This is a genomic window from Aeromonas sp. D3 (genome assembly GCF_027705025.1).
Taxonomy (GTDB): domain Bacteria; phylum Pseudomonadota; class Gammaproteobacteria; order Enterobacterales; family Aeromonadaceae; genus Aeromonas; species Aeromonas salmonicida.
The window spans coordinates 53,117-76,732 of sequence record NZ_JAPDBE010000019.1 but is presented as its reverse complement, the minus strand read 5'-3'; the positions used below and the strand labels follow the sequence as shown (position 1 = coordinate 76,732).

The window sequence follows — 23,616 nt, the reverse complement described above, 5'->3', positions numbered from 1 at the left end:
CCCATAAAAAAGAGCGCCCACGGCGCTCTTTTGCTTTCTTGCGGCGGCAAGCCATCAGAACAGCCCCAGCCCCTTTAACATCACGATCAGGATCAGCAGCGGTGACACATAACGGATGATGAAAAACAGCGGCTTGAGGATGGCCAGCTCCAGTTCGCCGTCGTTGGTCAACGCCGCCTTCATCCGCTCGAAACCCCATACCCAGCCCACGAACAGGCAGAGGAAGATACCGCCAAGGGGCATCAACACATTGGATGAGACGAAGTCGAACAGATCGAAGAAGGTCTTGCCGGCGATCTGCACCTCTGCCAGTGAGCTGTTGGAGAGCGCGCAGGTCGACCCGACGGCCCCCAGCACCAGCAAGTTGAGCAGGGTCGCCTTGGGACGGCTCATGTGAAAACGCTCGGATACCACGGAAACAGGGACTTCCAGAATGGAGAGCATGGCGCCCGTGGCCGCAATGGCGGAAAGCACGAAGAACAGCACCATGAACAGGTGACCGAAGGGTATGCTGGCGAACACGGCCGGAATCGTGATGAACAGCAGGGAGGGACCCGCCGTTGGCTCGAAACCGAACGCAAACACAGCCGGGAAGATGGCGATCCCCGCCAGCATGGAGACGAACAGATCGGCGCACATCACCCGGAAGGTAGTCAGCGGTATGTTCTGATCATCCCGAAAATAGCTGCCATAGGTCATCATGCAGCCCATGCCGATGGAAAGCTTGAAAAACGCCAGCCCCATGGCGGTCAGCACCACACCGGCGGTGATCTTGGAAAAGTCCGGCGAGAACAGAAAATGCAGCCCCTGACTCGCCCCTGGCAGGGTCAGACTGCGAATGCCGATCACCAGCAGCAGGATGAAGAGCACGGGCATCAGCTTCTTGGTAACAGCCTCGATCCCTCTGGAGACCCCCATCAGCAGTATGCCCCCCATCAGCACCAGCACCAGCCACTGCCAGAGCAGACTCTGTAGCGGATTGGTGATAAGCGCATTGAAGGCTGCCCCCGTGACCGCAGGATCCGTCGACAGTATCTCGCCGCTGGCCGCCTTGAAGATATAGGCAAACACCCAGGCCGCGACCTCGGAATAGAAAGACATGATGAGGAAGGCCGCAACCACCCCCATCAGGGCAATCAGCCACCAGGGCTGGCCCTTGGGTGCCAGCTTGCTCAAGGTCGTCACCGCATCGGCTTTGCCCTTGCGACCCAGCATGATCTCGGAAATCATCACCGGCAGACCCACCAGCAGGGTGGCAATGACATACACCAGCAGGAAGCTGGCGCCGCCGTTTTCACCAGTCAGGTAGGGAAATTTCCAGATATTGCCTAGCCCGACGGCAGAGCCCAAAGTAGCGGCAAGGACACCGAATTTGCTGGTAAAGCCATCTCTGGCCTTGGGAAGGATTTGACTCATGCTTGTCTCACTGTGCGCATCATGCAAGGGATACCCCTAATTTCAGGGTCAGAATTTTCTGAGGATTAATCCGGCTTGCCAAGATATTTTCGTTAAAATCCCGGACGAGAGCACAATGAGCCAAATTTAATTAATTGATGTCATTATTTGATGGATAAAAAAATGCCGCCTCAATGGCGGCATTTTTGTCAAAGCCCAATTAAATCAAGCCTTGGCAATATCGTCCGGACCGATCTGGCCGATTTCGGCGACTTTTTTGTCAGCCAGCAGCCAGAGGGTGAACTTGTGCAGTTCCGGGTGATGAGCCAGTGCCACCAGGAAGGCGCCACCTACTTCACGATAACCCAGTTCATAGTTCTTCAGGGTGGTGGGGGGAACGCCCAGCAGATCGGCAAATTTAGGACGGCTCAAACCGACCGCTTCACGGATCTGACGGATCTTCTTGCCAACAGTTACGATATTTGAATTCATATTGTTCCATACTCCGTACGGCGGATTGACTCCACCTTTATTTTTCGCGACGACTCGTAGTCAAGTGTATCAGTTTTGAACGGACTCGTTATGGTCGAGCCTCTATCTTTAATCAGCGTCTTTCGACGACAACCCTTGTAAACCTCGGGGATGGTAATCGCTCAACCGCCTCAGGTAAACAGTCTCGAAAAGAAACCTTTATTGTTGCCGCCAGAATAACTCGTATAATCCGCCAGCTATCCCTAAAGAGTAAGAACTCATGGCGCTTCCCGGCATAATCTCCTGTTTACATCCAGTTTCAGATCCTGAAGCTCTCACCCGCCAGTTGATGCAAGGCCAGCAGACACGCGCCGAAGCCTTCTGGTTACCCGCCAGCATGCATGAACAGGCGGCAGCGGTTTTGACTGCGCTCGATGACAAATGCAGTCTGTTTCTTGAGCAGCCCGTTGCGGACCTCCCCCTGCGCAGTCACGATGGCATGGTGCAAGAAGCGCACACTCTGCTGCTTGGCAACGGCAACCGCATCGCCCTTGCCAAGGTGCCGGGAGATGGAGGCCTGGTGCCCGCCTCCGGGCTCGCCGAAATGGGGCAATGGCTGGAGTCGGGTCACCTGCACTTTCGCTGTTCAGCCGCGGTGCAGCCCGTAGCTCGGGCCATCCTCAATATCTGGCCTCTCGACCCCTATCTGGCTCGTCATTTCCTGCTCAGCTTTACTCCCTTGCTGTGCAAAGCAACCGAAGCCGACTATCTGGCGGTGTTCCAGGCGCGCGAATGTCCCGCCATGGCGCAATCTGACTGGGTTCAGTCCTATATGAAACTCGAAAAGAAGCTGCACAGAGCCTATTTGGATCACTAATTAATTTGGATAAACAGCCAGTTATCCACACGACACAATTTGCCATATGGGCTATTTGTGAGCTTGATCATGTTTTGAAATCGGCATAGAGTGCGCCTCGTCATCGGAATGACATTGGCTGTTCGTGAAGGGTTGATTGCATCCCATATGATGCCAACCGCTCGCTTGTGCACCAGGAATGAGTGCCTCTCGGATGGAACCGGGATCCCTGCCCGCTTCAACACTGTTGTTCGGCAGAGCCTGCAGCTTACATAAATTAAAAAGTGCGAAGCACGTAACCAACGTGCCATCTCAACGAGGATTTTTTTATGATGAAAATGGCTCCTTCCCTGATCGCCATCGCCATGGCTGCCATGGGTGCAACTGCAGCTCACGCCGCTGATGATATCTACTTCGGTGCCGGTGCTGGTGCTGCTCACTTCAACGGTCTGAACAAGATCGAAGGCGTGAAAAATGGTGAAGAAAACGCTGCGGCGGCCAACGCCTTCGTAGGTTACAACTTCAACGAGTACTTCGGTTCCGAGCTGGGCTACCAGTACGCCGGCCGTGGTAACACCGATGGCAACCGTTACGAGAACCAGGGCGCAACCTTGTCCGGTATCGCTCGTCTGCCGCTGGGCGGCGACTTCTCTGCCTTCGCTGAAGGCGGTGCCTACTGGGCTCACACCGACGGCATGGGCACCAGCGATACCAAAGTATCCCCGCTGGCCGGCCTGGGCGTGACCTACCAGGTAAACGACGCGCTGGATCTGCAAGCTCGCTACCGCTACATGTGGGACGTGGCTGATCTGCACGCCGACAATGTACGCTACAAGTCCAACCAGAGCGTTACGACCCTGGAAGCCGTTTACCACCCGTTCCGCTCTTCCTACGTAGCTCCTGCTCCGGCACCGGTTGTTGAAGAAGCGCCGGCTCCTGCTCCGCAGGTTGTTGAGAAGAACTTTGCCCTGAACTCCGACGTGCTGTTTGCCTTTGGCAAAGACAGCCTGAAGGCAGAAGGCATCGAAGCACTCAACTCCCTGTACCAGCAGATCGTTGACTTCCAGCCGAAAGACGGCAGCGCCGTTGTTGTTGGTTACACCGACCGCATCGGTTCCGACGCTTACAACCAGAAGCTGTCTGAAGCCCGTGCCCGTACCGTTGCCAACTTCCTGGTCAGCAAAGGTATGGCTGCCAGCAAAGTTGCTGTTGAAGGTCGTGGCGAAGCCAACCCGGTCACCGGCAACAAGTGTGATGGCGTGAAAGCCAAAGCTCAGCTGATCTCCTGCTTGGCCCCGGACCGTCGCGTTGAAATCCGCGTATCCGGTGTACAAGTAGTTCAGCAATAATCTGACACCGTTCAGATAATGCGAAAAGGGGATGCCACGGCATCCCCTTTGTCTATCCACTTTCCGCAGCCTGATTAAGAACGCAGCAATTCGCGTCACCTTCTGTCAAACCGTTTTCCCCATCACATTGCCCGCCTGTTCGTGCAACCCCGCACCAGCGCTGGATATCTGTACAGAAACTTGATCAACCCGAGTCAAAGGAATACAGTAACCCCGCTTGTAAGGCATTGGATGAACTATTAAAAGTGCTTCTTGCCCGGTTAGTTGTCCATGAAGCCAAGGCTTCATGAGTATCCAGGAACCATCCATTTTTTACTTCGTACCACCCGTGGTCAGCCACGGAGGTCGCCGCTGAAATGTCACTTGCGACCGGTATAACTGAAGAGTGCGCAGTACGCCCTAGCACGGCAAACTCAACGAGGATAAAACGATGAAAATGAAAATGGCACCCGCCCTGATTGCTCTGGCCATCGCGGCCATGGGAACTTCTACCGCTCAGGCAGCCGACGATTGGTACACAGGTATCGGTGCAGGTTGGGCTTATGGCCACGACCTGAACGACTTTGGCAAAGACGCCGACAAGGACGCCACTGCGCTCTCCCTGTTTGGTGGCTACAACTTCAATGATTACTACGCTGCCGAGCTGGGTTATCTCTATACCGGTAAAGCGGGTGTCGACGGTGTCGACTTCAAGACCCAGGGTGCCACCCTGTCCGGCCTTGCCCGTCTGCCCCTCGGCGACATCTTCTCCGTGTTTGCAGAAGGCGGTGCCTACTTCAACCACGTCAACGGCAACGGCAACGGCAACAGCGACAACGGCACAGCGCCGCTGGCGGGTGTTGGTCTGACTGCCAAGCTTTCCGACCTCATCGACGTACAAGCCCGCTATCGCTACATGTGGAACCTGGGTGATGAGCAGAAGACCTGGGAAACCGACATGAGTGTGGCCACCCTGGAACTGGTGATGCACCCGAATCGCACCTCCTATGTGGCCCCTGTCGCTGCGCCAGCGCCCGAGCCGGTACCTGAGCCTGTCGTGGTCGACAAGAGCTTCTCCCTGAGCTCGGATGTGCTGTTTGCCTTTGGCAAATCCACTCTGAAGCCGGAAGGGGTTGCATCGCTGAACACTCTGTATCAGCAAATCGTCGACGTGCAGCCCAAAGATGGCAGCGCCGTGGTCGTCGGTTACACCGACCGCATCGGCTCTGACGGCTACAACCTGAAGCTGTCAGAAGCTCGTGCCCGCACTGTGGCGGACTTCCTGGTCGGCAAGGGTCTGCCAGCTGGCAAGGTATCCATCGATGGCCGTGGTAAGGCCGAGCCCGTCACCGGCACCCAGTGTGACGGCATCAAGGCCAAGGCTCAGCTGATCGCCTGCCTGGCGCCGGATCGTCGTGTTGAAGTGCGCGTCACCGGCATTCAGGAAGTGACTCAGTAACAAGCCCTCAAGGCATATGAAGGAGGCCGTCCGGCCTCCTTTTTTATTGTGTTTTTACTGCATTCAGCCCCATCCCGGCGTCATTTCGTGATCCTCTCCCCATCCTTACCGTCCAACATGGTCAAACACCCTTTATCGCCTATAAATAGTGGTGGTTGTACATAACAGGGCAGGAGCCCTACGACACCATGCATCGACGAGGATACGCGATGAACATAAAACTGAAACCTGTTTGGATTGCTTTGGCACTGGCGAGCACGGGGGCGCTGGCGGCACCGGTCAATGACTGGTACGTCGGGGCTGGTGGAGGCTGGGCCATCGCCCACGATCTGGGTGATTTTGGCAAGGATGCGAGCAAGGACGCCACAGCGCTCACCTTGTTTGGCGGCTACAACTTCACCGAAAATCTGGGGGCAGAGCTCGGCTATCTGTCGACCGGTGACTGGGATGTGCAAGGCACCGACTTCAGCAGCCAGGGGGCCACCCTGTCTGTGATAGGCAGGCTGCCACTGGGTGACGTCTTCTCGGTGTTTGCCGAGGGTGGCGGTTACCTTTACCACGTCAAATCCATCAACGGTGGTGATGACAACCTGGCTCCGCTGGCTGGCCTTGGGCTGACGGCCAAACTGCACGACTGGGTCGATATCCAGGCGCGCTACCGCTATCTGGTCCGGGTCGGTGATGACTCGGACAACGACAAGGTAGGCAGCGGCACCCAGCGCTGGGTGAGCAACATCAGCACCGCCACGCTGGAGCTGGTGATCCATCCCAACCGCAGCAAGACGGTCGCACCAGCTCCCGCCCCCGTCCTGGTTCCACCACCGCCTCCCCCCGCCCCGGAACCTGTGGATCAGACCTTCAACCTGAGCTCGGATGTACTGTTCGCGTTCGGCAAGGCAGAGCTGAAACCGGAAGGGATGCAGGCACTGGAGGCACTCTACCAGCAGATAGTGGATGTTCAGCCCAAAGATGGCAGTGCCCTTGTGATGGGTTACACGGATCGCATCGGCTCGGATATCAACAATCTGGCGCTGTCAGAAGCCCGGGCAAGCACTGTGGCCAACTTCCTGATCGGCAAAGGTTTGCCCGCCGACAAGGTGAGCATCCAGGGCAATGGCGAGAGCAATCCGGTCACCGGCAGCCAGTGTGATGCCATCAAGGCCAGAGCAGCCCTCATCGATTGCCTTGGGCCGGATCGCCGGGTCGAAGTCAGGGTGACAGGGGTGCAAGGTACTCCCGAAGCACCGGTGGCAGAAGCCGAGATGTAACAGGCCAGACTCGTCAGCCGTGCACAAAAAAGGGATGCCGAAGCATCCCTTTTGCATTTTCGCTTGTTGCACGCAGCGAGAGGGTCAGAAGGAGGTACGGCGATAGCGCCGGTACTCGGGTCGCCAGAAGTTCGCTTCGATGGCCTGATCGATCACCTCGTCCGGGGTCTGTACCGCCTTGCCCTGCAGCATGGCGGTTTTGGCCACCATCTTGGCGATGTAGCGGGAGACCTGATGGATGTCTGCCAGATCCGGCAGCAAGGAACCTTCAGCCCCCTTCACCAGCGGCGAGCACTCCGCCAAGGCGCGGCTGGCCGACATCAGCATGGCATCGGTCACCCGGGTGGCACCGGAGGCGATGACGCCAAGGCCTATCCCCGGGAAGATGAAGGAGTTGTTGCACTGGGCGATGACGTAACGCTTGCCCTTGTACTCCACGGGGGCGAACGGGCTGCCGGTGGCGACCAGCGCCTGACCGTCGGTCCAGCGAATGAGGTCCGCCGGCGTCGCTTCCACTCGAGAGGTGGGGTTGGAGAGCGGGAATATGATGGGACGGGTGCAGTGTTTGTGCATCGTCTTGACCACCTCTTCGGTGAACAGGCCCGGCTGACCGGAAACCCCGATCAGGATATCCGGACGACCATGCTCCATCACCTCCAGCAGGGAGATGTTGTCCCCCACCGGCCAGTCAGCGATGCGATCCACCGGCTGGGAGAGGCGGCGCTGGAAATCGAGCTGGTTGGGGATCTTGTCGGTAATGAGACCAAAACGATCCACCATGAAGACCCGGCCACGGGCCTGGGCGTCGGTCAGCCCTTCGGCCTTCATCTGCGCCACTATCTGCTCGGCGATGCCGCAACCTGCACTGCCCGCACCGAGGAAGGCGACCCGCTTCTCGGAGAGCTTGGCACCGGAGGCCTTGCAGGCGGCGATCAGGCTGCCGAGCGTCACGGCGGCCGTGCCCTGAATATCGTCGTTGAAGCAGCAGAGCTCGTTCTTGTAGCGGTTGAGCAGCGGCATGGCGTTGTTCTGGGCGAAGTCCTCGAATTGCAGCAGGATATCGGGCCAGCGACGCTTGACCGCCTGGATGAAGGCATCGACGAACTCGGCATACTCTTCCCCCGAGATGCGCGGATTGCGCCAGCCCATGTAGAAGGGGTCGCTGAGCAGCTGCTGGTTGTTGGTACCCACGTCCAGCACCACAGGCAGGCAGTAAGCAGGCGAAATGCCGCCACAGGCGGTGTAGAGCGACAGCTTGCCGATGGGAATGCCCATGCCGCCAATCCCCTGATCCCCCAGACCCAGGATCCGCTCGCCATCGGTGACCACTATCACCTTGACGTTCTGCTTGGTGGCGTTTTGCAGCATGTCATCGATCCTGTCCTTGTCCGGATAGGAGATGAAGAGACCGCGGGCACGGCGATAGATGTTGGAGAACTCCTCGCACGCCTTGCCCACGGTCGGGGTGTAGATGACGGGCAGCATCTCGGTCAGGTGGTTGTGCAACAGACGGTAAAAGAGCGTCTCGTTGGTGTCCTGGATGTTACGCAGATAGATGTGCTTGTCCAAATCATTGCCAAACGCCATGAACTGGCGGTAGGCACGCTCGGCCTGCTCTTCGATGGTCTCGATATTCTGGGGCAACAGCCCTTCCAGATTGAAGCTGCTGCGCTCCTCGCTGGTGAAGGCGCTGCCCTTGTTGAGCAGCGGTGTCTCCAGCAGGGCGGGACCGGCATAGGGGATGTAGAGGGGACGTTTCTGATTATTATCTTCAAACATGTTTCTGGTACCTAAACGATGGCCTGGACGAAGGAACCTGCCGATCCTATGAGCTTGCGCCACGAATTTCAAAGAGTTTGCACATTCGTTGCAAAAGGTTTGCGACCCAGGCGGCGAAAGGCACCGGGGGTCTGACCAGTCAGCTGGCGAAAGCGGTTCGCAAAGTTGGCGCCATCGCTGTAACCGACCCGGCTGGCCAGCTCGGCAAGGGGCCAGTTGGTGTAGAGCAACAACTGGCGCGCCTTGTTCATTCGCAATCGGGTAAGCCAGGCCATGGGCCCCATGCCGAACACCTGCTGGCAGAGGCGATGTAGATGGGGCACAGAGCAGGCCATCTGGCCAGCGAGCAAGGCCACGCTCCAGGGCTCGTCAAGGCGCGCCTCCACCCGGCGAAACAGCGCCTGCAACCTCAGCTCGGGGGTGCCGCGTACCTCCCCTTGCAGAGTGCGTTCCAGCAGCGCCAACAACAGGCTAAGCAACTGGGGTTGCAGGGGTGAACGGACTCCCTCTCCCTGCATCAGACTGAGCAGATGGTAGAGCTGCTCCCCCTCATCCCCTTGCCAGATACGGTGACCAAGCCGATGCAGGTGCTGCCAGCGCGGCACGTCATCGAGCAAAATCCAGCTGATCTGCCAGCGCTCCCCAATCAGCTTGAGGCCACCGGGCACGGCGGCGGGCAGGAAAATCAGCGACCCGGCCGGAATGGCTTGCTCCCCCGCGTCGGTGAGCAGGGCGCCTCCCTCGTCGTGGCTCACCATCAGGATGTGGAACTCGGGCCGGTTGCGGCGAATGAGGTAGTGATCCCTGAGCCGGGAGAGACCGCTGAGGAAGATCCCCGCCTCACCGAGCAGGGGCAGCCCTTCGCGCCCCAGCATCCGCTCCTCGCAACCGGGGGCAATTTCCAGACACTCGCTGACAAATGCCATAACGCCTCAACAAGATAGTTTTGCACAAGAAAGCCGAGAGATGCTCACAGTGAACCCTCTCTCACCAGCTCCTATCATACCCATGACAAACCTTGCTTTTCACATACCCGGTTAACATAAATGAATTATTGGCAAGCGATTTTAAAACAAACCACCGATCGCGACTTCATGGCCCGACTGTGGCGACTGGCCCTGCCAGTGTCACTGCAGTCCATGATGTTCTCCCTGCTGGGTCTCATCGACATCATGATGGTGAGCCAGCTTGGCACCACGGCAGTGGCGGCGGTCGGCTTGGGTAACCGGGTCTTCTTCTTCAATCTGCTGGTGATAGCGGGGCTCTCGGGGGGAGTCTCTGTATTGGCAGCCCAATATTACGGTCGCGGCGAGCTGGCCGGGGTGCGCCGCTCCCTGGCGCTGGCGCTGGTCGGTGCCCTGCTGGTGAGCCTGCCGTTTGCGCTCATCTATGTACTCGCGCCGGGCTGCGTACTGGGCTTTGCCAGCCAGGACCCCGAGCTGCGCCTGCTGGCCGATGGGTTCCTGATGATCACTGGCGCCACCATCCTCTGTACCGCCATCGTAGTGCCGCTGGAGGCGGCCCTGCGATCCGTGGGCAACGCCGCCGCCCCGACCCGGATCGGCATCATGGCCATCATTGCCAATGTCATCCTCAACTATGCCCTCATCTTCGGCCATTTTGGCTTCGAGGCCATGGGCGTGGCAGGCTCTGCCTGGGGCACCACGATTTCACGCCTGCTGCAGACAGCACTGCTGCTCTTCTATCTGATGCGCCAGGAGCCCCGCCTGATCCCGCGTAAAACCGACTGGCGGGCCGCCTTTCGGCGCAAGGAGGTGGTGCGCTTCACCCTGATCGCCCTGCCACTGCTGTTCCACGACGGGCTCTGGGCCTTCGGCATGCTGATCTACGGCTTTCTCTATGCTCATCTTGGCACGGATTCGCTCGCCATCATGACCACGCTGGGGACGCTGGAGAGCATCCTCATCTCCCTCTTCTTCGGGCTGGCGGTGGCCTGCTCTACCCTGCTCGGTCACCGGCTCGGGGCGGAAGAGTACGAAGCCGCCTGGCAGCACTCCCAGCTGTTCCTGCTGCTGGCCCCCATAGGTGCTCTGTTGGTGGGGATAGCTGTCTGGCTGCTGCAAACCAATCTGCTGCAATGGGTCGGCAACCTGCCGGGCTCCCTGATGGGAGAGGCGAGTCAGGTGCTCGCCGTCATGTGTCTGGGCATGCTGCTCAAGGTGTTCAACATGGTGGGCATCGTAGGCGTGCTGCGCTCAGGCGGCGATGTGAACTACAGCATCTTCATCGACATCATCGCCATGTGGTGCATCGGCCTGCCGCTGGCCTGGGTGGCTGTCAGCCTGCTCGGCTGGCCCCTCTCCTGGGTGGTGGCCGTGGTGCTGCTGGAGGAGCTGTGCAAGGTATTGCTGGTACTGCGCAGGATCCGCCAGCGTCACTGGCTCAGAAATCTGGTGCTGGGGTAAAGCGGGAAGGGGCAAAACACGGGGTCATATCAATGACAGAAAAACCCTGTTTGCAGTATGCTTTCCACCTCTTCAATCAGAGACAGGGCGCCACTGTGTGAAGTGGTGCAATGCCCTGTCCAGTAGTCGTTTAAGGAGACGAGCATGCAACCACAAAAAGAGCTGATCACCGAGACTGCCCTGCTGGAGATGGCCAACGGCATCATCAAGAGCCACGAAGACTTCATCCACGGCATGCGCGCCGATTCGGTGGAACAGAAAGGGGATATTCTGGTGTTCAAGGGGGAATTCTTCCTGGCCGAAGATGGCACTCCAACCGGCAAGACAATGGCGGTGTTCAACATGTTCAAGCTGCTTGCCCAGCAGCTCTCTGGCAAATATCAGCTGAGCTGAGATAACCAGGCTGCCAGCAAGATGCCGCCCTCAGGCGGCATCTGTCTTTGCGGGCGGGTTCAGACCAGGCTCACCCGCCAGCTCCCCGACCACGCAGTTGCGCCCCGCCATCTTGGCCATGTAGAGGCATTCGTCAGCCCGATTGAGCAGATCTTCGACACTCTCGCCGCGCTGGGCCAGGGTCAGACCGATACTCACCGTTACCTCCAGCAGCTCATCCGAGGTGGGGCTCTTCACCAGTCGCGCCTCTACCGCCACTCGCAGCCGCTCCGCCACCCGCTTCGCCTGGGCCAGCTCGCCGCAACGGGGCAACAGGATGGCAAACTCCTCGCCACCATAGCGGCCCAGCACCATGCCGGGCTCCAGCTGTTCTGCCAGGGTCGCCGCCACCTCTTTCAGTACCGCATCCCCCGCCAGATGGCCGAAGGTGTCATTGATGCGCTTGAACCTGTCCAGATCCAGCAGCATGACGGCAAAGGGGGAGTGCTTGAGATCCATGGTCACCCTGGCTTTGTCGAGCTGCTTCATCAGCAGGCGGCGGTTCATCATGCCGGTCAGTTCGTCCGTGGTGGACTCCCGGTAGAGTTGCAGCAACATATTGAGCTGGCCACACTGCACCCAGGCGCTGGCCAGGGCAAACAACCCCAGCAACCAGATCTGATTGAGAGTCTGCATGCTCCACAGCGGCTGCCCCACCAGCAGCCAGTTCCCCACCAGGGTGGTCACCATAATGCCCCCTGTCAGCTGCAAACTGAGGGAGAGCGGAATGGGGAAGATGGCAAACAGGCTGATGAGCAGATAGGGAAAGGCCATGTAGCCCGCTTGCAGCTCCTGATCCGCGCCAAAGCTGTGCAGGCAGATGAGGGCAAACAGCAGCATCACCGTCATCAGATAGCCCAGCGCCCACTTCATGCGCTCGCGCTGGAAATGGATGAGATAGGAGAAGGGAATGAGCGGAGAGAGGGCCAGCAGGCAGAAAATCCGGGCCTGAAGCAGCGCATCAAACTGGGCGGCGGGCAGGGTCAGCCAGTCCACCAATGCCCAGGCGGGCAACCCCACCATCAGTAAACAGGTGAGCAGACGCAGACGCACCGTCATAAAGCCCATGCGGGTCAGGGTAAAATCTTCGGAGTGGGCACGGGCACTCCAGAACTCCGACAGCTTCAGCATCCAGAGCCTCCAAATCACGAGAGAGGGCTCATTCTACGCCGTGAAAGTACAAAATCCTATGTAACATACGCCATTTCAGGGCGAGCGCCATCACACAAACTGGCGGATCATAAACGCCATGCGCAAACGTTTCAACCCATGAAAAAATAAACCGGTTTCAGCCCGAATTAGCGCTGGTCAGCCTGATTTCAATCACTAAAATAGCGCCCAATTTTCTCCCCCCTCCCCCACACATTCGAGGTATTTATGGAACAGGCTGCCGCCGCGCGCGCAACCCAAGAGGCACATCCCCCCAGACGTGCCCACAGCGAACTGGTCTATGGCATAGACGATGTCCCGCCCCTGCCCCAGACCCTGTTCGCCGCCCTGCAGCATATGCTCGCCATGTTTGTCGCCATCATTACCCCGCCCCTCATCATCGCCAATGCCCTCGGCCTCCCTACCGCCGACACCCGTTATATCGTCTCCATGTCGCTGGTCATGTCCGGCATCGCCTCCTTCATCCAGACCCGCCGCTTCGGCCCCATCGGTTCCGGCCTGCTCTCGGTACAGGGCACCAGCTTCAACTTCCTCGGCCCCATCATCGCCAGCGGCCTCGCCCTCAAACAGGCAGCCATGCCCACCGAGGATCTGCTGGGTACCCTGTTTGGCACCATGCTGGTGGCCGCCCTCACCATGGTGGTGATGAGCCGCTTCCTCCATCTGGTCAAACGGGTGATCACCCCGCTGGTGACCGGCATAGTGGTGCTGCTGATCGGTCTGACCCTGATCAAGGTGGGGCTCATCAGCATGGGAGGCGGTTATGCCGCCCTCTCTGACGGCAGCTTCGCCAGTCACAGCAACCTCTTCCTCTCCCTGCTGGTGCTGGGTCTTATCGTGCTGCTGCAGCGCAGCCGCAACCCCTGGCTGCGCCTCTCCGCCATCATGATCGCCATGCTGGTGGGCTATGCGGCAGCCCTGCTGCTGGGCAAGGTCACGGCCCCCACCTTCGACGGTCCCCTGGTGATGGTGCCCATCCCCCTGCACTACGGCCTTGGCTTTGACTGGCAGCTGTTTGTGCCGCTGGCCATCATCTTCGTGGTGACGGCGCTGGAGGCCATCGGCGACATGACGGCCACCTCGGACATTTCGGGTGAGCCTGTCAGTGGCCCTGTCTATCTGGAACGTATCAAGGGCGGGGTACTGGCCGATGGCTGCAACTCCATGCTGGCTGCCCTGTTTGCTACCTTTCCCATGTCTACCTTCAGCCAGAACAACGGTGTCATCCAGCTGACCGGGGTGGCCAGTCGCCATGTCGGCCTCTTTATCGCCGCCATGCTGGCCCTGCTCGGCCTGTTCCCCGCTGTCGCCAGCCTGGTGCAGCAGATCCCGGAACCCGTGCTGGGCGGCGCCACCATCGTCATGTTCGGCACCATAGCCGCCGCCGGGGTGCGCATCATCTCCCGCGAGGAGCTCGACCGCCGCGCCCTCATGATACTGGCGGTGTCGCTGGCCATGGGACTGGGTGTGGCTCAGGTGCCGGAAGTACTGCAACATCTGCCGGAGCTGGCCAAAAGCGTGCTCTCCTATGGCGTTGCCACCGGTGGCCTCACCGCCATCATCATGAACCTGCTGCTGCCCAAACGCGGCATGGCTCACCCATGAGTGACCTCTCGCTGATAACGCTGCACATTGCCTGACCCAGGTAGATGATCCAGGCCCCGCACTGCGGGGCTTTACCTTGCCGCTTGCCGCAGGTAGTGTGCTGGGCAGCCTTTTTCCAAGGATGCCGTCATGCCCTATGCCCTGCTCCCTCCTCAAGCTGATGCCCACACTCCCGACCTGATTTTGGCGCAAGAGCAACGCTGGCTGCGCGACTGTGCCCGTGACGGCCAAGCCCGAGCCAACCTCTGGCAGGCCCCCCAATGCCTTATTGTCACCCGCAAGGACACGCGACTCCCCCGCTATCAGGACGCCTGCGAACAGCTCGCCGGCGAAGGCTGGCCCGTCTATGTGCGCGACAGCGGTGGCACCGCCGTGCCCCACGGCGCAGGCATCCTCAACCTGTCACTGCTGCTGCCCCGCACCACCACGGATCTTGGCCACTACTACCGGCTGCTGGGCGCCCCCCTGCTGACCCTGCTGGCCGACCATGGCCTGAGTGGCGGCTACGACTTCGTGCCCGGTTCCTTTTGCGATGGCCAGTACAATCTGGTGATCGGGGGTCGCAAGATAACCGGCACAGCCCAGCGCTGGCTGGCACCGGGTCAGGATCACGGCGGCGCCGTGCTGGCACAAGCCATGCTGCTGGTGGCAGGAGATGTGGATGAGGGCACCCGGATGGCGAGTCGTTTCTATGAGCTGGCGGGCGGGGAGCTGCGTTTTATGGCCGGCACCTCGACGACCCTGGCCCGCTGCATTGCATGGCAGGGGAGCGATGAGGCATTGGTGGAGAAGGTGCGAGGACGGCTGGAGACCCTGCTGACCAAGCAATAAACATCTCACTCACCAAGGCTGAGAACGACTAGGGCACCAAAAACAAAGCCACGACCCGGGTCGTGGCTTTGGCTTTTTCGGTACAGAAGAAATCAGGCCATCTGCGGCGCTGGTTCGGCTTCGTTGTCCTGGTCCCGGCTGAAGCAATGGACACGGGACTCGGCGATCAAGCCATTGTGCCCCACAGAAAGTCAGGCCGTCTGCGGCTCTGGCTCAGACTCCGTATCGCTGTCGCGGCCAAAGTAGGCACGGGTCTCGGCAATCACCACGTGGCGCAGACCGATGAGGCCGATGAGGTTGGGCACCGCCATCAGGCCGTTGACGATGTCGGCCAGCAGCCAAATCATGTCCAGATGGAGGAAGGCGCCGCTCGCCACCAGCACCAGATAGATGAGGCGGTAGGGCTTGATCGCCTTGACCCCGAACAGGTACTCGGTGCAGCGCTCGCCGTAGTAGTTCCAGCCAAGGATGGTGGTAAAGGCGAAGAACAGCAGGCCAATGCTCACCAGATACTGGCCGATGTGGGCATCCAAGCCTTGCGCAAAGGCGGCACTGGTCATGGCGGCGCCGCTCAAGTCTCCCCCCCACACACCCGTCACCACCAGGGTCAGACCTGTCATGGTGCAGATGATGATGGTGTCGATGAAGGTGCCCGTCATGGAGACCAGCCCCTGCTCTACGCAGGAGTTGGTCTTCGCCGCCGCCGCCGCTATGGGGGCCGAGCCCAGGCCTGATTCATTGGAAAAGACCCCCCGCGCCACACCGGACTGGATCGCCAGCATTATGCTGGCGCCGACGAAACCGCCGGTGGCCGCATGGCCGGTAAAGGCGCTGCTTATCACCAGACCAATCGCCTCGGGCAAGGCCCCGGCGTTATTCACCAGCACACCGAGGCAGGCGACGATGTAAAAGATCGCCATGAAGGGTACCACCTTGCTCGACACGCTGGAGATGGACTTGATCCCTCCCAGTGTCACCAGCGCCACTGTCAGGGTCAGCACAACGGCGGTCGCTTCACGGGGCACCGAGAAGGAGAGGCTCATGGCGTCAGAGATGGCGTTGACCTGGGGGAAAGTTCCGATGCCGAAGAAGGCAACGCCAATGCCGAACAGGGCAAACAGCTTGGCGAGGAGTTTGGAGCCGAGCCCCTTTTCCAGGTAGTACATGGGGCCGCCCGCCATCTGGCCGTTGGCATCCTGCTGGCGATATTTCACTGCCAGCAGACACTCGGCGTACTTGGTCGCCATGCCGAACAGGGCCGCCATCCACATCCAGAACAGGGCCCCCGGGCCGCCGAGCTTGATGGCGGTAGCGACGCCGACTATGTTGCCTGTGCCAATGGTGGCGGAGAGTGCGGTACAGAGAGCGCCGAAGCTGGAGACGTCCCCCTGCTTGCCCTGACCCTGATCGCGACCAAACACCAGCCGCAAGGCGAGCGGCAAACGCACCACCTGAAGCAGACCCAGACGCAGGGTGAGATAGACACCGGTCCCAACCAGCAGGATCAGCAGGGGCGGACCCCAGATAAAACTATCGATGGCGGTTAACGCCGATTGAATTGATGACATGCATCCTCCTTAAAAAAACAAAAATTAAGGAGGAGAAGGATGATCTTCCCAAATAGTCGCGATCACCAGAGGGTGATCGGATGCGGGCCAAGCCCAGGTACAACCATCCCATCCCCTCTGTCCTTTTGCCTGAGAGTTTCCGGCGCCAGCCTGCGCTTTCGTGCAGTCATGGTGCCTTGCTCCTTCGGCGCCCGATTCAACGGGTCTCTCCAGAGTATCGTCCAGTAGCAGTCCACACCGGTTGCCCGGTACCTGAAAGATTCACTTCTTCGGTGGATGGTCCCCCATCGCTCTCCTGCTACCTTCATCCGAACTAGTTTGGATTAGGAAGCGGGCATGTTAATCCAAAAAATGTGAGCTGTCTCGCACCCGGCCATCCTGGCCCCGGCTTTTTTTCCGTTCAGTCCATCTCCGGGATAAATGTTACTTGTTCGTTAACTATCAATAGCTTAACGCGCACTATGCTGGATCAATCTGATCAACATCATTGACCGGCTCGCGTATCAAGATGATCTTTCGTCTCGACCAGAAAAACTTGCCGACATATCCAATCAAAATACTTGCACAGAAACGCAATAAGCCGATAATCCCACGCATAACTAAGCACTTTGCGATGGAGTTATGCACAGTGTTTGGTTGGTCCCTCCGGACCACTCGCCTGAGCCGGCCGCTGCCGTCTCAACAAACCAAGGCTAGGGCAAATCTGCCCCCTAAGGACTTTCAAAAGAGAATGAACGAGACCCTGATCGCACAAGATTACCGTCAACTGGTTGAACAATTCGGCTCTCCCCTGCTGCTGCTCGACAAGGAAGCCGTTCGCAAACAGTATCGGGCCCTGGTTGCCGCCCTGCCCGATGTGCGATTGCACTATGCACTCAAGCCATTGCCCCATGAAGCTGTGGTCTCTGTATTGAAGGAAGAGGGGGCCTGTTTCGATCTCGCCACCAATGGCGAAGTGGATCTGGTGCGCAGCCAGGGGGTTCGCCCGGGACGCTGTATTCATACCCACCCCATCAAGCGCGACAGCGATATCCGCTATGCGCTGGAGTACGGCTGCACAGTGTTTGTCTATGACAATCCGCTGGAGTTGGAGAAGTTCATTCCCTACAAGGACGAAGTGAAGCTGCTGCTGCGGGTCAGCTTCCCGAACCCCGAGACCAAGGTCGACCTTTCCAAAAAGTTCGGCTGCACCCCGGAGCAGGCGCTGCCGCTGCTGCAACTGGCTCACGCCAAGGGGATCAAGGTGATGGGACTGTCGTTCCACGTTGGCTCCCAGGTGCCCCACGCCCGTCGCCACGTACAGGCCATCGACGCCTGTCGCGAGATCATGGAGCAGGCCTGGGATCTGGGGCTCAAACCCTGGGTGCTGGATATCGGCGGCGGTTTCCCGGTGGATTATGATGGCGGCGAGTTCGACATCGACGGCTTCTGCGCCCCGATCCGCGAGGCGCTTGCCAAGCTGCCCGCCACAGTGCAGAAGATTGCCGAGCCGGGCCGCTTCATCAGTGCGCCAGCCATGACTTCAATTTCCAGCGTGATGGGCAAGGCCCACCGCGGCGACAAGATCTGGTACTACCTGGATGACGGCCTGTATGGCAGCTACAACGGTCAGCTCTATGATCACGTTACCTATCCGGTCTCGACCCCCTATGCCCGTGGCGAGCAGCACAACTCTGTGCTCTCCGGCCCGACTTGTGACAGCGTGGACGTGATCCGCGAGGGGATCATGCTGCCGGATCTGGCGATCGGCGAACTGGTGGTAGGCCGGGTCATGGGTGCCTACACCTGGGCGTCGGCCTCGACCTTCAACTTCTTCCCCAAGGCGAGCATCCTGATCCTGGACAGCGCCCTGCAAGGCCAGAAGCTGGTGGCAGCTGCCTGAGCCTGCACCAGAGGCAAACAACGGAAGCGGGTGCTTGTTGAGCCTTCACCTGTCAAAAACAAGAGGGGGAAGCCGATGCTTCCCCCTCTCTCATTGCGCTTTATCCAGGCTGGCTAGATAAATTGGCTGGTCAGCAACCAGCCGGTGTAAGCCACAAAGATGGCGAGCAGTATGCCCCCTTCCAACCGGTTGATCCGCCCCTGTCCCTTGCGACCCAGGCACATCACCAGCAGCAGCAGGGTCAGCCCCATCATCAGGCTCCAGTCGCGGGAGAGCACGGCCGGATCCACATCCAGCGGCGCTATGCCTGCGGCTATGCCCACCACAGCCAGGGTATTGAACAAGTTGGAGCCAAGCACGTTGCCAAGGGCCAGGTCGTGCTCCTTCTTCTTGATGGCCATCAAGGAGGAGGCCAGCTCGGGCAAGGAGGTACCTATGGCGACTATGGTCAAACCAATCACCAGATCGCTGATGCCAAAGGCCTGGGCTATGGTGACGGCGCCCCACACCAGCAAACGGGAAGCCCCTACCAGCAGCACCAGTCCGACGATGAGCCAGAAGATGGCTTTCTTCAGCGGCATAGCCTCACTGTCGATATCTTCATTGACTTCGGCGTCAAGGGCGTCACCTTTACCGGTGATCCCGGCCCAGATGGACCAGCCCATCAGCACCACAAACACCAGCCCCAGGATCAAGGCATCGGTGCGCCCCAGATGGCCGTCAATCAGCAGGGCACCGGAGAGCAGGGTAATGCCGAGCAGGATCGGGATCTCCTTGCGCACCACCTGGGAAGAGACGGCGATGGGGCTGATGAGGGCGGTAAGCCCCAGGATCAAAGCGATATTGGTGATGTTGGAGCCATAGGCATTGCCCAGGGCCAGACCCGGATTACCCTGCATGGAGGCCAAGGCCGAGACCACCATCTCGGGGGCCGAAGTACCAAAACCTATGATCACCATGCCGATAAGCAAAGGCGGCATGCCCGCATAACGGGCGGTCGCGGCAGCGCCGTCCACAAACTTGTCTGCACTCCAGACCAGCAGCGCCAGTCCGGCAATCAGGGCAACAACAGCCAGAGTCATAATTTCTCTATCTCATCAGATGAAAAAACAGGAGCCAGGTTTTGAACCTGACTCCCTTCCAAGTTGGGCACAGTGTAACGGTCCGACTTGCCTTTTCAAGGGGAAATCAAACGTCGATTGATGATTTCAAAGTGCAGCCAGCAGACTGGAGGCATCGGAGACCTCGAACTTGCCGGGCGCCTCAACAAACAGGCGGGTGACCACACCATTCACGGCGATCAGGGCAAAGCGCTGGGCCCGCAAGCCACCGAAGGCGCCAGTCTCCTTGGCAAGGCCCAAGGCTTGCGTCCAGCTGCCGTCGCCGTCCGCCAGCATGGTGATGGCGTCGGCGTTCTGGGCCACCTGCCACGCCTTCATCACAAAGGCATCGTTCACCGACAGGCAATAGATGGCATCCACCCCTTTGGCCTTGAACTGGTCGGCCACTACCACGTAACCGGGCAGGTGGGCATTGGAACAGGTGGGGGTAAAAGCGCCGGGCACCGCAAACAGTACCACCGTCTTGCCGGCAAACAGGGCCTGGCTATCCTGCACCTGCTTGCCCTCGGCGGTGATAAAGGTAAATTCGCCCGCAGGCAGGGTCTGGCCAATAGCAATCATGATATCTCGTCCGTGATGAAGATAAGGAACCACAGTCTACCCCAGCCAGTGAGCCGGCAACACACCCCCATCTGCATCGCCATTTGAACTAACCTTGAGCAGGATCAGCCGACCAAGGAGGCCTCATGCAGCACTATTACGACGGACTGGAAATTCGCCCCTCCCCCTTGCGAGAGCAACAACAACTGGAGCAGCTCAATCAGCTGCTCACCCATGTCGGCCAGTATTGCGCCGGCTACTCCAGCGCCTATCGCCAGCGCCGTTTGCAGGAGTTGGGCGAGCTGGCCACACTGCCCCTGCTCGACGCCGCCGACCTGTTTGCCGCCCAGCAGGCCCATCCGCCCTTCGCCGGCCTCACGGGTCGGCCAGCCAGTCAGGCGCTGCGGGTCTTCGCCTGTCCGGGTCAGCTGGCCATTCCCGAATATGCGGGCGCGGACTGGTGGGGGGCGACGCGGGCCCTGTTTGCCGCCGGTTTCAAGGCAGGGGAAGTGCTGCTCAACGGCCACGACTACCACATCAGCCCCACCGCCTTCATCTTCGACAATGGCGCTCGCCAGCTGGGAGCCCCCGTGGTGCCTTGTGGTCCCCACGATACCCGCCGTCAATTGGAGGCCCTGCGACGCTACGAGCCGACAGGATTTGTCGGGCCACTGGCGGTGCTGCTGGATCTGCTGGAAGCGGCGGAGCTGGCCGGGATCCCGAGCGACAGCCTGCGCTCTGCCCTTTTGTGCGAAACCTCCCACCCCGACACGGCGCCACTGCAGGCGGTCCACAGTATCCGTGCACTCAACTGCCTGGTGTTGCAGGATCTGGGAGTGCTCGCCTACGAGAGTCAGCCCGGTCAGGGCTTTATCGTCAACGAAAGCTGCATCGTCGAGATCATCGATCTCGCCACCTCGGAGCCGGTCATCGGCGATGCGGTCGGTCAGCTGGTGGTGACCCGGCTCGACCTGGAATATCCCCTGTTGCGGCTGGTCACCGAATGGCAGGGTCACTGGCTGGCGGGGGCCAGTCCGTGCGGGCGCACCAACCGGCGCCTCAGGCTGGTGTAACCAATGCAAAAAATGCAAACGGGCAGCCATCAGGCTGCCCGTCTTGTATCCGGCGAGGAGAATATCTGAAGAAGAGCTTTACCGCCTCGCCTGCCAGGTGGCGATGGCAAGCAGGGAATCCGGGGTAAACTCGGTGGCACGGGCGGCGATCTCGGCCTGGCTCATCCAATGCACCTCGCTCACCTCCTCGGCCTGCAACTGCAGCGGGCCCTGATAACGGCAACTGAAGAGACCGCCCCAGACCCGGTAGCCCTCCCCCTCGGCATAGAAGTGACCCAAAGCCTCAAGGGGAACGTCAACTATCCCGAGCTCTTCGGCCAGCTCGCGACGGGCAGAGGGCTCCATCTGTTCGCCCGTGGTCACCACACCACCGGCGCAGGCATCCAGCATGCCTGGGCAGAAATCCTTGCTGAGGGTGCGCCGCTGCACCAGGATCCGATCCGTCTGGTCGAGCACCAGAATATAACTGGCGCGATGGCACAGGTTATCCCGCCGCACCCTGGCCCGTTCGGCCACCCCGATCACCCTGTTATCCGCATCAACCACATCCACCCATTCCACGCGCAGGCCCTTTCGCTCATGTCGTTCAATTGCCCGCAGTATATCGGGGCAAGGAGGGGTCAGGGCAGCACTTTTTCACCTCATGGATACAGACACACTCCCCGGATACCCGCCGTCACACGGATTCATACAAACCTTTATTAAATGTCACATTAGTGTCACCCAGGGACGGCATAGTGTGCCCTGTCCAAGCAACAGGTGTTTTGTGATGAAGGTGTTCAAGAACTTGTCTCCCCGCCAGATTGCCCGCTACATCAAGAGCTTCCATCGCGGCAGCTTCATGGTGGAGGCGCTGGGGCGATTCGAATTCAGCGGCGGAGAGATCAATCTGCAGAGCCTGACCTGCCGTCAGACCCTGAGTCTGGCCCGGCAGATCAATCTGGAGGTTCGCGGCCTGCGTCACACCAGCCTGCTGTTGGGGTAACTTCCATAGTCCTTTCTGTTTGTAGTCTGCTTCCATACTGGTTTTTGCCCGCCGGCTAGTCGCCGCGCGGGCCATTTTCTATGTCGGTGACCACACCGTTGCGCACTGTCACGAAACGCATGAAGGCATTCTTGCCAAAGTTGTAGGTCCAGCGCTCACCGTATGTGACCTGCACCAGATTGCCAAACTGGTTCACCTCGTTGCGGGTCAAGGTTTCACGCAGCATGGGCTCGCCACACTTGAGCAGCATCTCGGCGGTGCTGTCCCCCTCTGTGATGAGGGCGTTCTTGCAACGCATGGCATCGGCACTGGCAGGTATGCTCAGTAACAGCAGGGCCAGAGCGGCCCCCAGATCCAGAGGTCGTTTCATTGGCTATTCCATTTAAACAGGGCACTGCCCAGGGTGAGACAAGAGAAGGTAAACAGTACAACCCAGCCCAGTGGTGTGGCCACCTCGGCCCAGCCTGCCCCTTCCAGCATGACGGCACGGGCCGCCGTGATGATCTGGCTGAGCGGTAGCCAGGCCGCCAGCTGTTGCAGCCAGACCGGCGCCCCTTCCAGCGAGAACCAGACCCCGGAGAGAAACATCATGGGCATGCTGATGACGTTGAGCAGGCCGCTTGCCAGCTCTTCGTTCTGAATGCGGGCGGCGATGAGCAGACCCAGTGACGCCATGGCGGCCCCGCCCACCAGGGCGATAAGAAGCAGCAACCAGCCTGAGCCGAGCAGGGGCACACCAAGCAGGCCGTAGGCCACCAGAAACACCAGCAGGCTCACCACCAGGGTAATCAGGATCCGCGACAGCAACTGGGCACAGAGAAACTCGGCGGCGGAGAGCGGCGTGGCCCGCAGCCGCTTGAGCACACCGTTCTTGCGGTAACGGACTATGACGAAGCCGACCCCGAACAAGCCGGAAAACATCAGGTTCATGCCGATCACCCCGGGCAACAGCCAGTCACCATAACGGATCGCCTGACCGCTCAGAGTCTCTTTCACCAGTGGCTGAAAAATCGCCTGACGCAGCAGGTATTCGGCCAGCGCCCCCTGGGCGGCATCCGGGTTGACCCAGTAGCGACCCGAACCGGGCGAGAGCAGCAGATCCAGCTGATGGTGGCGTACCTTGAGTCGCCCCTTTTGCTCATCGTCATAGGGGATGAGTTTGAGCAGAGGAATGGCGTTCAGGGGCGCATAGGTAGCAGGCAAGTCCCCCACTACCCCCATCTGCACCAGCGGCTTGGGCGGGCCGGAGAAGATGAGGGAGAAACCTATCACCAGCAACAGCGGAAAGGCCAGATTCCACACCAGGGCCGCCCTGTCCCGCACAAACTCCAGATTGCGGGCATAAAAAAGCGCACCGATCCGTTTTATGGCGCCTTTCATGCTCCGCTCCTTGTGCACCAAGCTGACGAGAGGCGCGACCACCGCAA

Annotated in this window: 22 protein-coding genes and 1 riboswitch; of the genes, 11 read left to right on the top strand and 11 right to left on the bottom strand. The window is 59.6% G+C overall.

Annotation, left to right across the window (positions count from 1 at the left end):
* Nucleotides 1–54: 54 nt before the first annotated feature.
* Both OKC28_RS12785 and OKC28_RS12780 read right to left on the bottom strand, forming a co-directional pair.
* Nucleotides 55–1,416 carry a sodium-dependent transporter gene (locus OKC28_RS12785; protein WP_270689523.1) on the bottom strand — a complete coding sequence of 454 codons (1,362 nt, stop codon included), beginning with the start codon at nt 1,414–1,416 and terminating at the stop codon, nt 55–57.
* Nucleotides 1,417–1,620: 204 nt separating this feature from the next.
* On the bottom strand, nt 1,621–1,887 hold the full coding sequence (locus OKC28_RS12780; protein WP_005298604.1) for a helix-turn-helix domain-containing protein: 267 nt from the start codon (nt 1,885–1,887) through the stop codon (nt 1,621–1,623).
* 259 nt (nt 1,888–2,146) lie between these two features.
* Between OKC28_RS12780 and OKC28_RS12775 the strand changes: the two genes are divergently transcribed.
* The 4 genes from OKC28_RS12775 (at nt 2,147) to OKC28_RS12760 (ending at nt 6,777) form a co-directional block, all read left to right on the top strand.
* Nucleotides 2,147–2,743 carry a hypothetical protein gene (locus OKC28_RS12775; protein ID WP_059111568.1) on the top strand — a complete coding sequence of 199 codons (597 nt, stop codon included), beginning with the start codon at nt 2,147–2,149 and terminating at the stop codon, nt 2,741–2,743.
* A 308-nt stretch (nt 2,744–3,051) separates the two neighbouring features.
* Nucleotides 3,052–4,071, top strand: a complete 1,020-nt coding sequence (ompAI, locus tag OKC28_RS12770; RefSeq protein WP_270689520.1) for a porin OmpAI — start codon at nt 3,052–3,054, stop codon at nt 4,069–4,071.
* A gap of 430 nt (nt 4,072–4,501) precedes the next feature.
* A complete protein-coding gene (gene ompAII, locus OKC28_RS12765; RefSeq protein ID WP_270689518.1) occupies nt 4,502–5,509 on the top strand; it encodes a porin OmpAII in 1,008 nt (335 codons plus the stop codon).
* Nucleotides 5,510–5,718: 209 nt separating this feature from the next.
* Nucleotides 5,719–6,777 (top strand): OmpA family protein, encoded by a 1,059-nt coding sequence (locus OKC28_RS12760; RefSeq protein ID WP_270689516.1) that lies wholly within the window; start codon nt 5,719–5,721, stop codon nt 6,775–6,777.
* An 84-nt stretch (nt 6,778–6,861) separates the two neighbouring features.
* Here OKC28_RS12760 and OKC28_RS12755 read toward each other — a convergent pair whose 3' ends face one another.
* Nucleotides 6,862–8,556, bottom strand: coding sequence for an NAD-dependent malic enzyme (locus tag OKC28_RS12755; protein ID WP_058393415.1), 1,695 nt, complete (start codon nt 8,554–8,556; stop codon nt 6,862–6,864).
* A gap of 68 nt (nt 8,557–8,624) precedes the next feature.
* Nucleotides 8,625–9,482 carry a helix-turn-helix transcriptional regulator gene (locus OKC28_RS12750; RefSeq protein ID WP_059167880.1) on the bottom strand — a complete coding sequence of 286 codons (858 nt, stop codon included), beginning with the start codon at nt 9,480–9,482 and terminating at the stop codon, nt 8,625–8,627.
* A gap of 120 nt (nt 9,483–9,602) precedes the next feature.
* On the opposite strand from OKC28_RS12750, the gene OKC28_RS12745 reads away from it, so the two are divergent.
* Nucleotides 9,603–10,982 carry an MATE family efflux transporter gene (locus OKC28_RS12745; protein WP_270689513.1) on the top strand — a complete coding sequence of 460 codons (1,380 nt, stop codon included), beginning with the start codon at nt 9,603–9,605 and terminating at the stop codon, nt 10,980–10,982.
* A gap of 144 nt (nt 10,983–11,126) precedes the next feature.
* Nucleotides 11,127–11,375 carry a YciN family protein gene (locus OKC28_RS12740; protein ID WP_005316818.1) on the top strand — a complete coding sequence of 83 codons (249 nt, stop codon included), beginning with the start codon at nt 11,127–11,129 and terminating at the stop codon, nt 11,373–11,375.
* Nucleotides 11,376–11,405: 30 nt separating this feature from the next.
* Here OKC28_RS12740 and OKC28_RS12735 read toward each other — a convergent pair whose 3' ends face one another.
* Nucleotides 11,406–12,545: a GGDEF domain-containing protein gene (locus tag OKC28_RS12735; protein ID WP_111587439.1), complete on the bottom strand. Its 1,140-nt coding sequence runs from the start codon at nt 12,543–12,545 to the stop codon at nt 11,406–11,408.
* Nucleotides 12,546–12,791: 246 nt separating this feature from the next.
* On the opposite strand from OKC28_RS12735, the gene OKC28_RS12730 reads away from it, so the two are divergent.
* Both OKC28_RS12730 and OKC28_RS12725 read left to right on the top strand, forming a co-directional pair.
* The gene (locus OKC28_RS12730) at nt 12,792–14,189 is read left to right on the top strand and encodes a nucleobase:cation symporter-2 family protein (RefSeq protein WP_270689509.1); all 1,398 of its coding nucleotides are present in this window, start codon (nt 12,792–12,794) and stop codon (nt 14,187–14,189) included.
* A 129-nt stretch (nt 14,190–14,318) separates the two neighbouring features.
* Nucleotides 14,319–15,020: a lipoyl protein ligase domain-containing protein gene (locus tag OKC28_RS12725; RefSeq protein WP_270689507.1), complete on the top strand. Its 702-nt coding sequence runs from the start codon at nt 14,319–14,321 to the stop codon at nt 15,018–15,020.
* A gap of 191 nt (nt 15,021–15,211) precedes the next feature.
* Here OKC28_RS12725 and OKC28_RS12720 read toward each other — a convergent pair whose 3' ends face one another.
* Nucleotides 15,212–16,588: an alanine/glycine:cation symporter family protein gene (locus OKC28_RS12720; RefSeq protein ID WP_099994005.1), complete on the bottom strand. Its 1,377-nt coding sequence runs from the start codon at nt 16,586–16,588 to the stop codon at nt 15,212–15,214.
* A 107-nt stretch (nt 16,589–16,695) separates the two neighbouring features.
* A riboswitch (glycine riboswitch) is annotated at nt 16,696–16,811 on the bottom strand.
* Nucleotides 16,812–17,318: 507 nt separating this feature from the next.
* Between OKC28_RS12720 and OKC28_RS12715 the strand changes: the two genes are divergently transcribed.
* The gene (locus tag OKC28_RS12715) at nt 17,319–18,470 is read left to right on the top strand and encodes a type III PLP-dependent enzyme (RefSeq protein WP_021138798.1); all 1,152 of its coding nucleotides are present in this window, start codon (nt 17,319–17,321) and stop codon (nt 18,468–18,470) included.
* A gap of 113 nt (nt 18,471–18,583) precedes the next feature.
* Here the strand turns inward: OKC28_RS12715 and OKC28_RS12710 are convergent, their stop codons facing one another.
* Complete coding sequence (locus OKC28_RS12710) at nt 18,584–19,552, bottom strand: calcium/sodium antiporter (protein WP_219590304.1); 969 nt, start codon at nt 19,550–19,552, stop codon at nt 18,584–18,586.
* Between the two features lie 126 nt (nt 19,553–19,678).
* Nucleotides 19,679–20,152, bottom strand: a complete 474-nt coding sequence (locus OKC28_RS12705) for a peroxiredoxin (RefSeq protein ID WP_021138796.1) — start codon at nt 20,150–20,152, stop codon at nt 19,679–19,681.
* Between the two features lie 125 nt (nt 20,153–20,277).
* Here OKC28_RS12705 and OKC28_RS12700 point away from each other — a divergent pair, with 125 nt between their 5' ends.
* The gene (locus OKC28_RS12700) at nt 20,278–21,204 is read left to right on the top strand and encodes a phenylacetate--CoA ligase family protein (RefSeq protein WP_270689504.1); all 927 of its coding nucleotides are present in this window, start codon (nt 20,278–20,280) and stop codon (nt 21,202–21,204) included.
* Nucleotides 21,205–21,282: 78 nt separating this feature from the next.
* On the opposite strand, the gene yfcD is transcribed toward OKC28_RS12700, so the two are convergent.
* On the bottom strand, nt 21,283–21,765 hold the full coding sequence (yfcD, locus tag OKC28_RS12695) for an NUDIX hydrolase YfcD (protein WP_212539017.1): 483 nt from the start codon (nt 21,763–21,765) through the stop codon (nt 21,283–21,285).
* 208 nt (nt 21,766–21,973) lie between these two features.
* On the opposite strand from yfcD, the gene OKC28_RS12690 reads away from it, so the two are divergent.
* Nucleotides 21,974–22,189 (top strand): DUF1107 domain-containing protein, encoded by a 216-nt coding sequence (locus tag OKC28_RS12690; RefSeq protein WP_021138793.1) that lies wholly within the window; start codon nt 21,974–21,976, stop codon nt 22,187–22,189.
* A gap of 55 nt (nt 22,190–22,244) precedes the next feature.
* Here the strand turns inward: OKC28_RS12690 and OKC28_RS12685 are convergent, their stop codons facing one another.
* Together OKC28_RS12685 and OKC28_RS12680 are read right to left on the bottom strand one after the other, a co-directional pair.
* Nucleotides 22,245–22,559 (bottom strand): DUF2845 domain-containing protein, encoded by a 315-nt coding sequence (locus OKC28_RS12685; protein ID WP_005316840.1) that lies wholly within the window; start codon nt 22,557–22,559, stop codon nt 22,245–22,247.
* Nucleotides 22,556–23,569, bottom strand: coding sequence for an ABC transporter permease (locus OKC28_RS12680; protein ID WP_270689500.1), 1,014 nt, complete (start codon nt 23,567–23,569; stop codon nt 22,556–22,558). Before OKC28_RS12680 ends, OKC28_RS12685 begins: the two co-directional genes overlap by 4 nt.
* Nucleotides 23,570–23,616 lie beyond the last annotated feature (47 nt).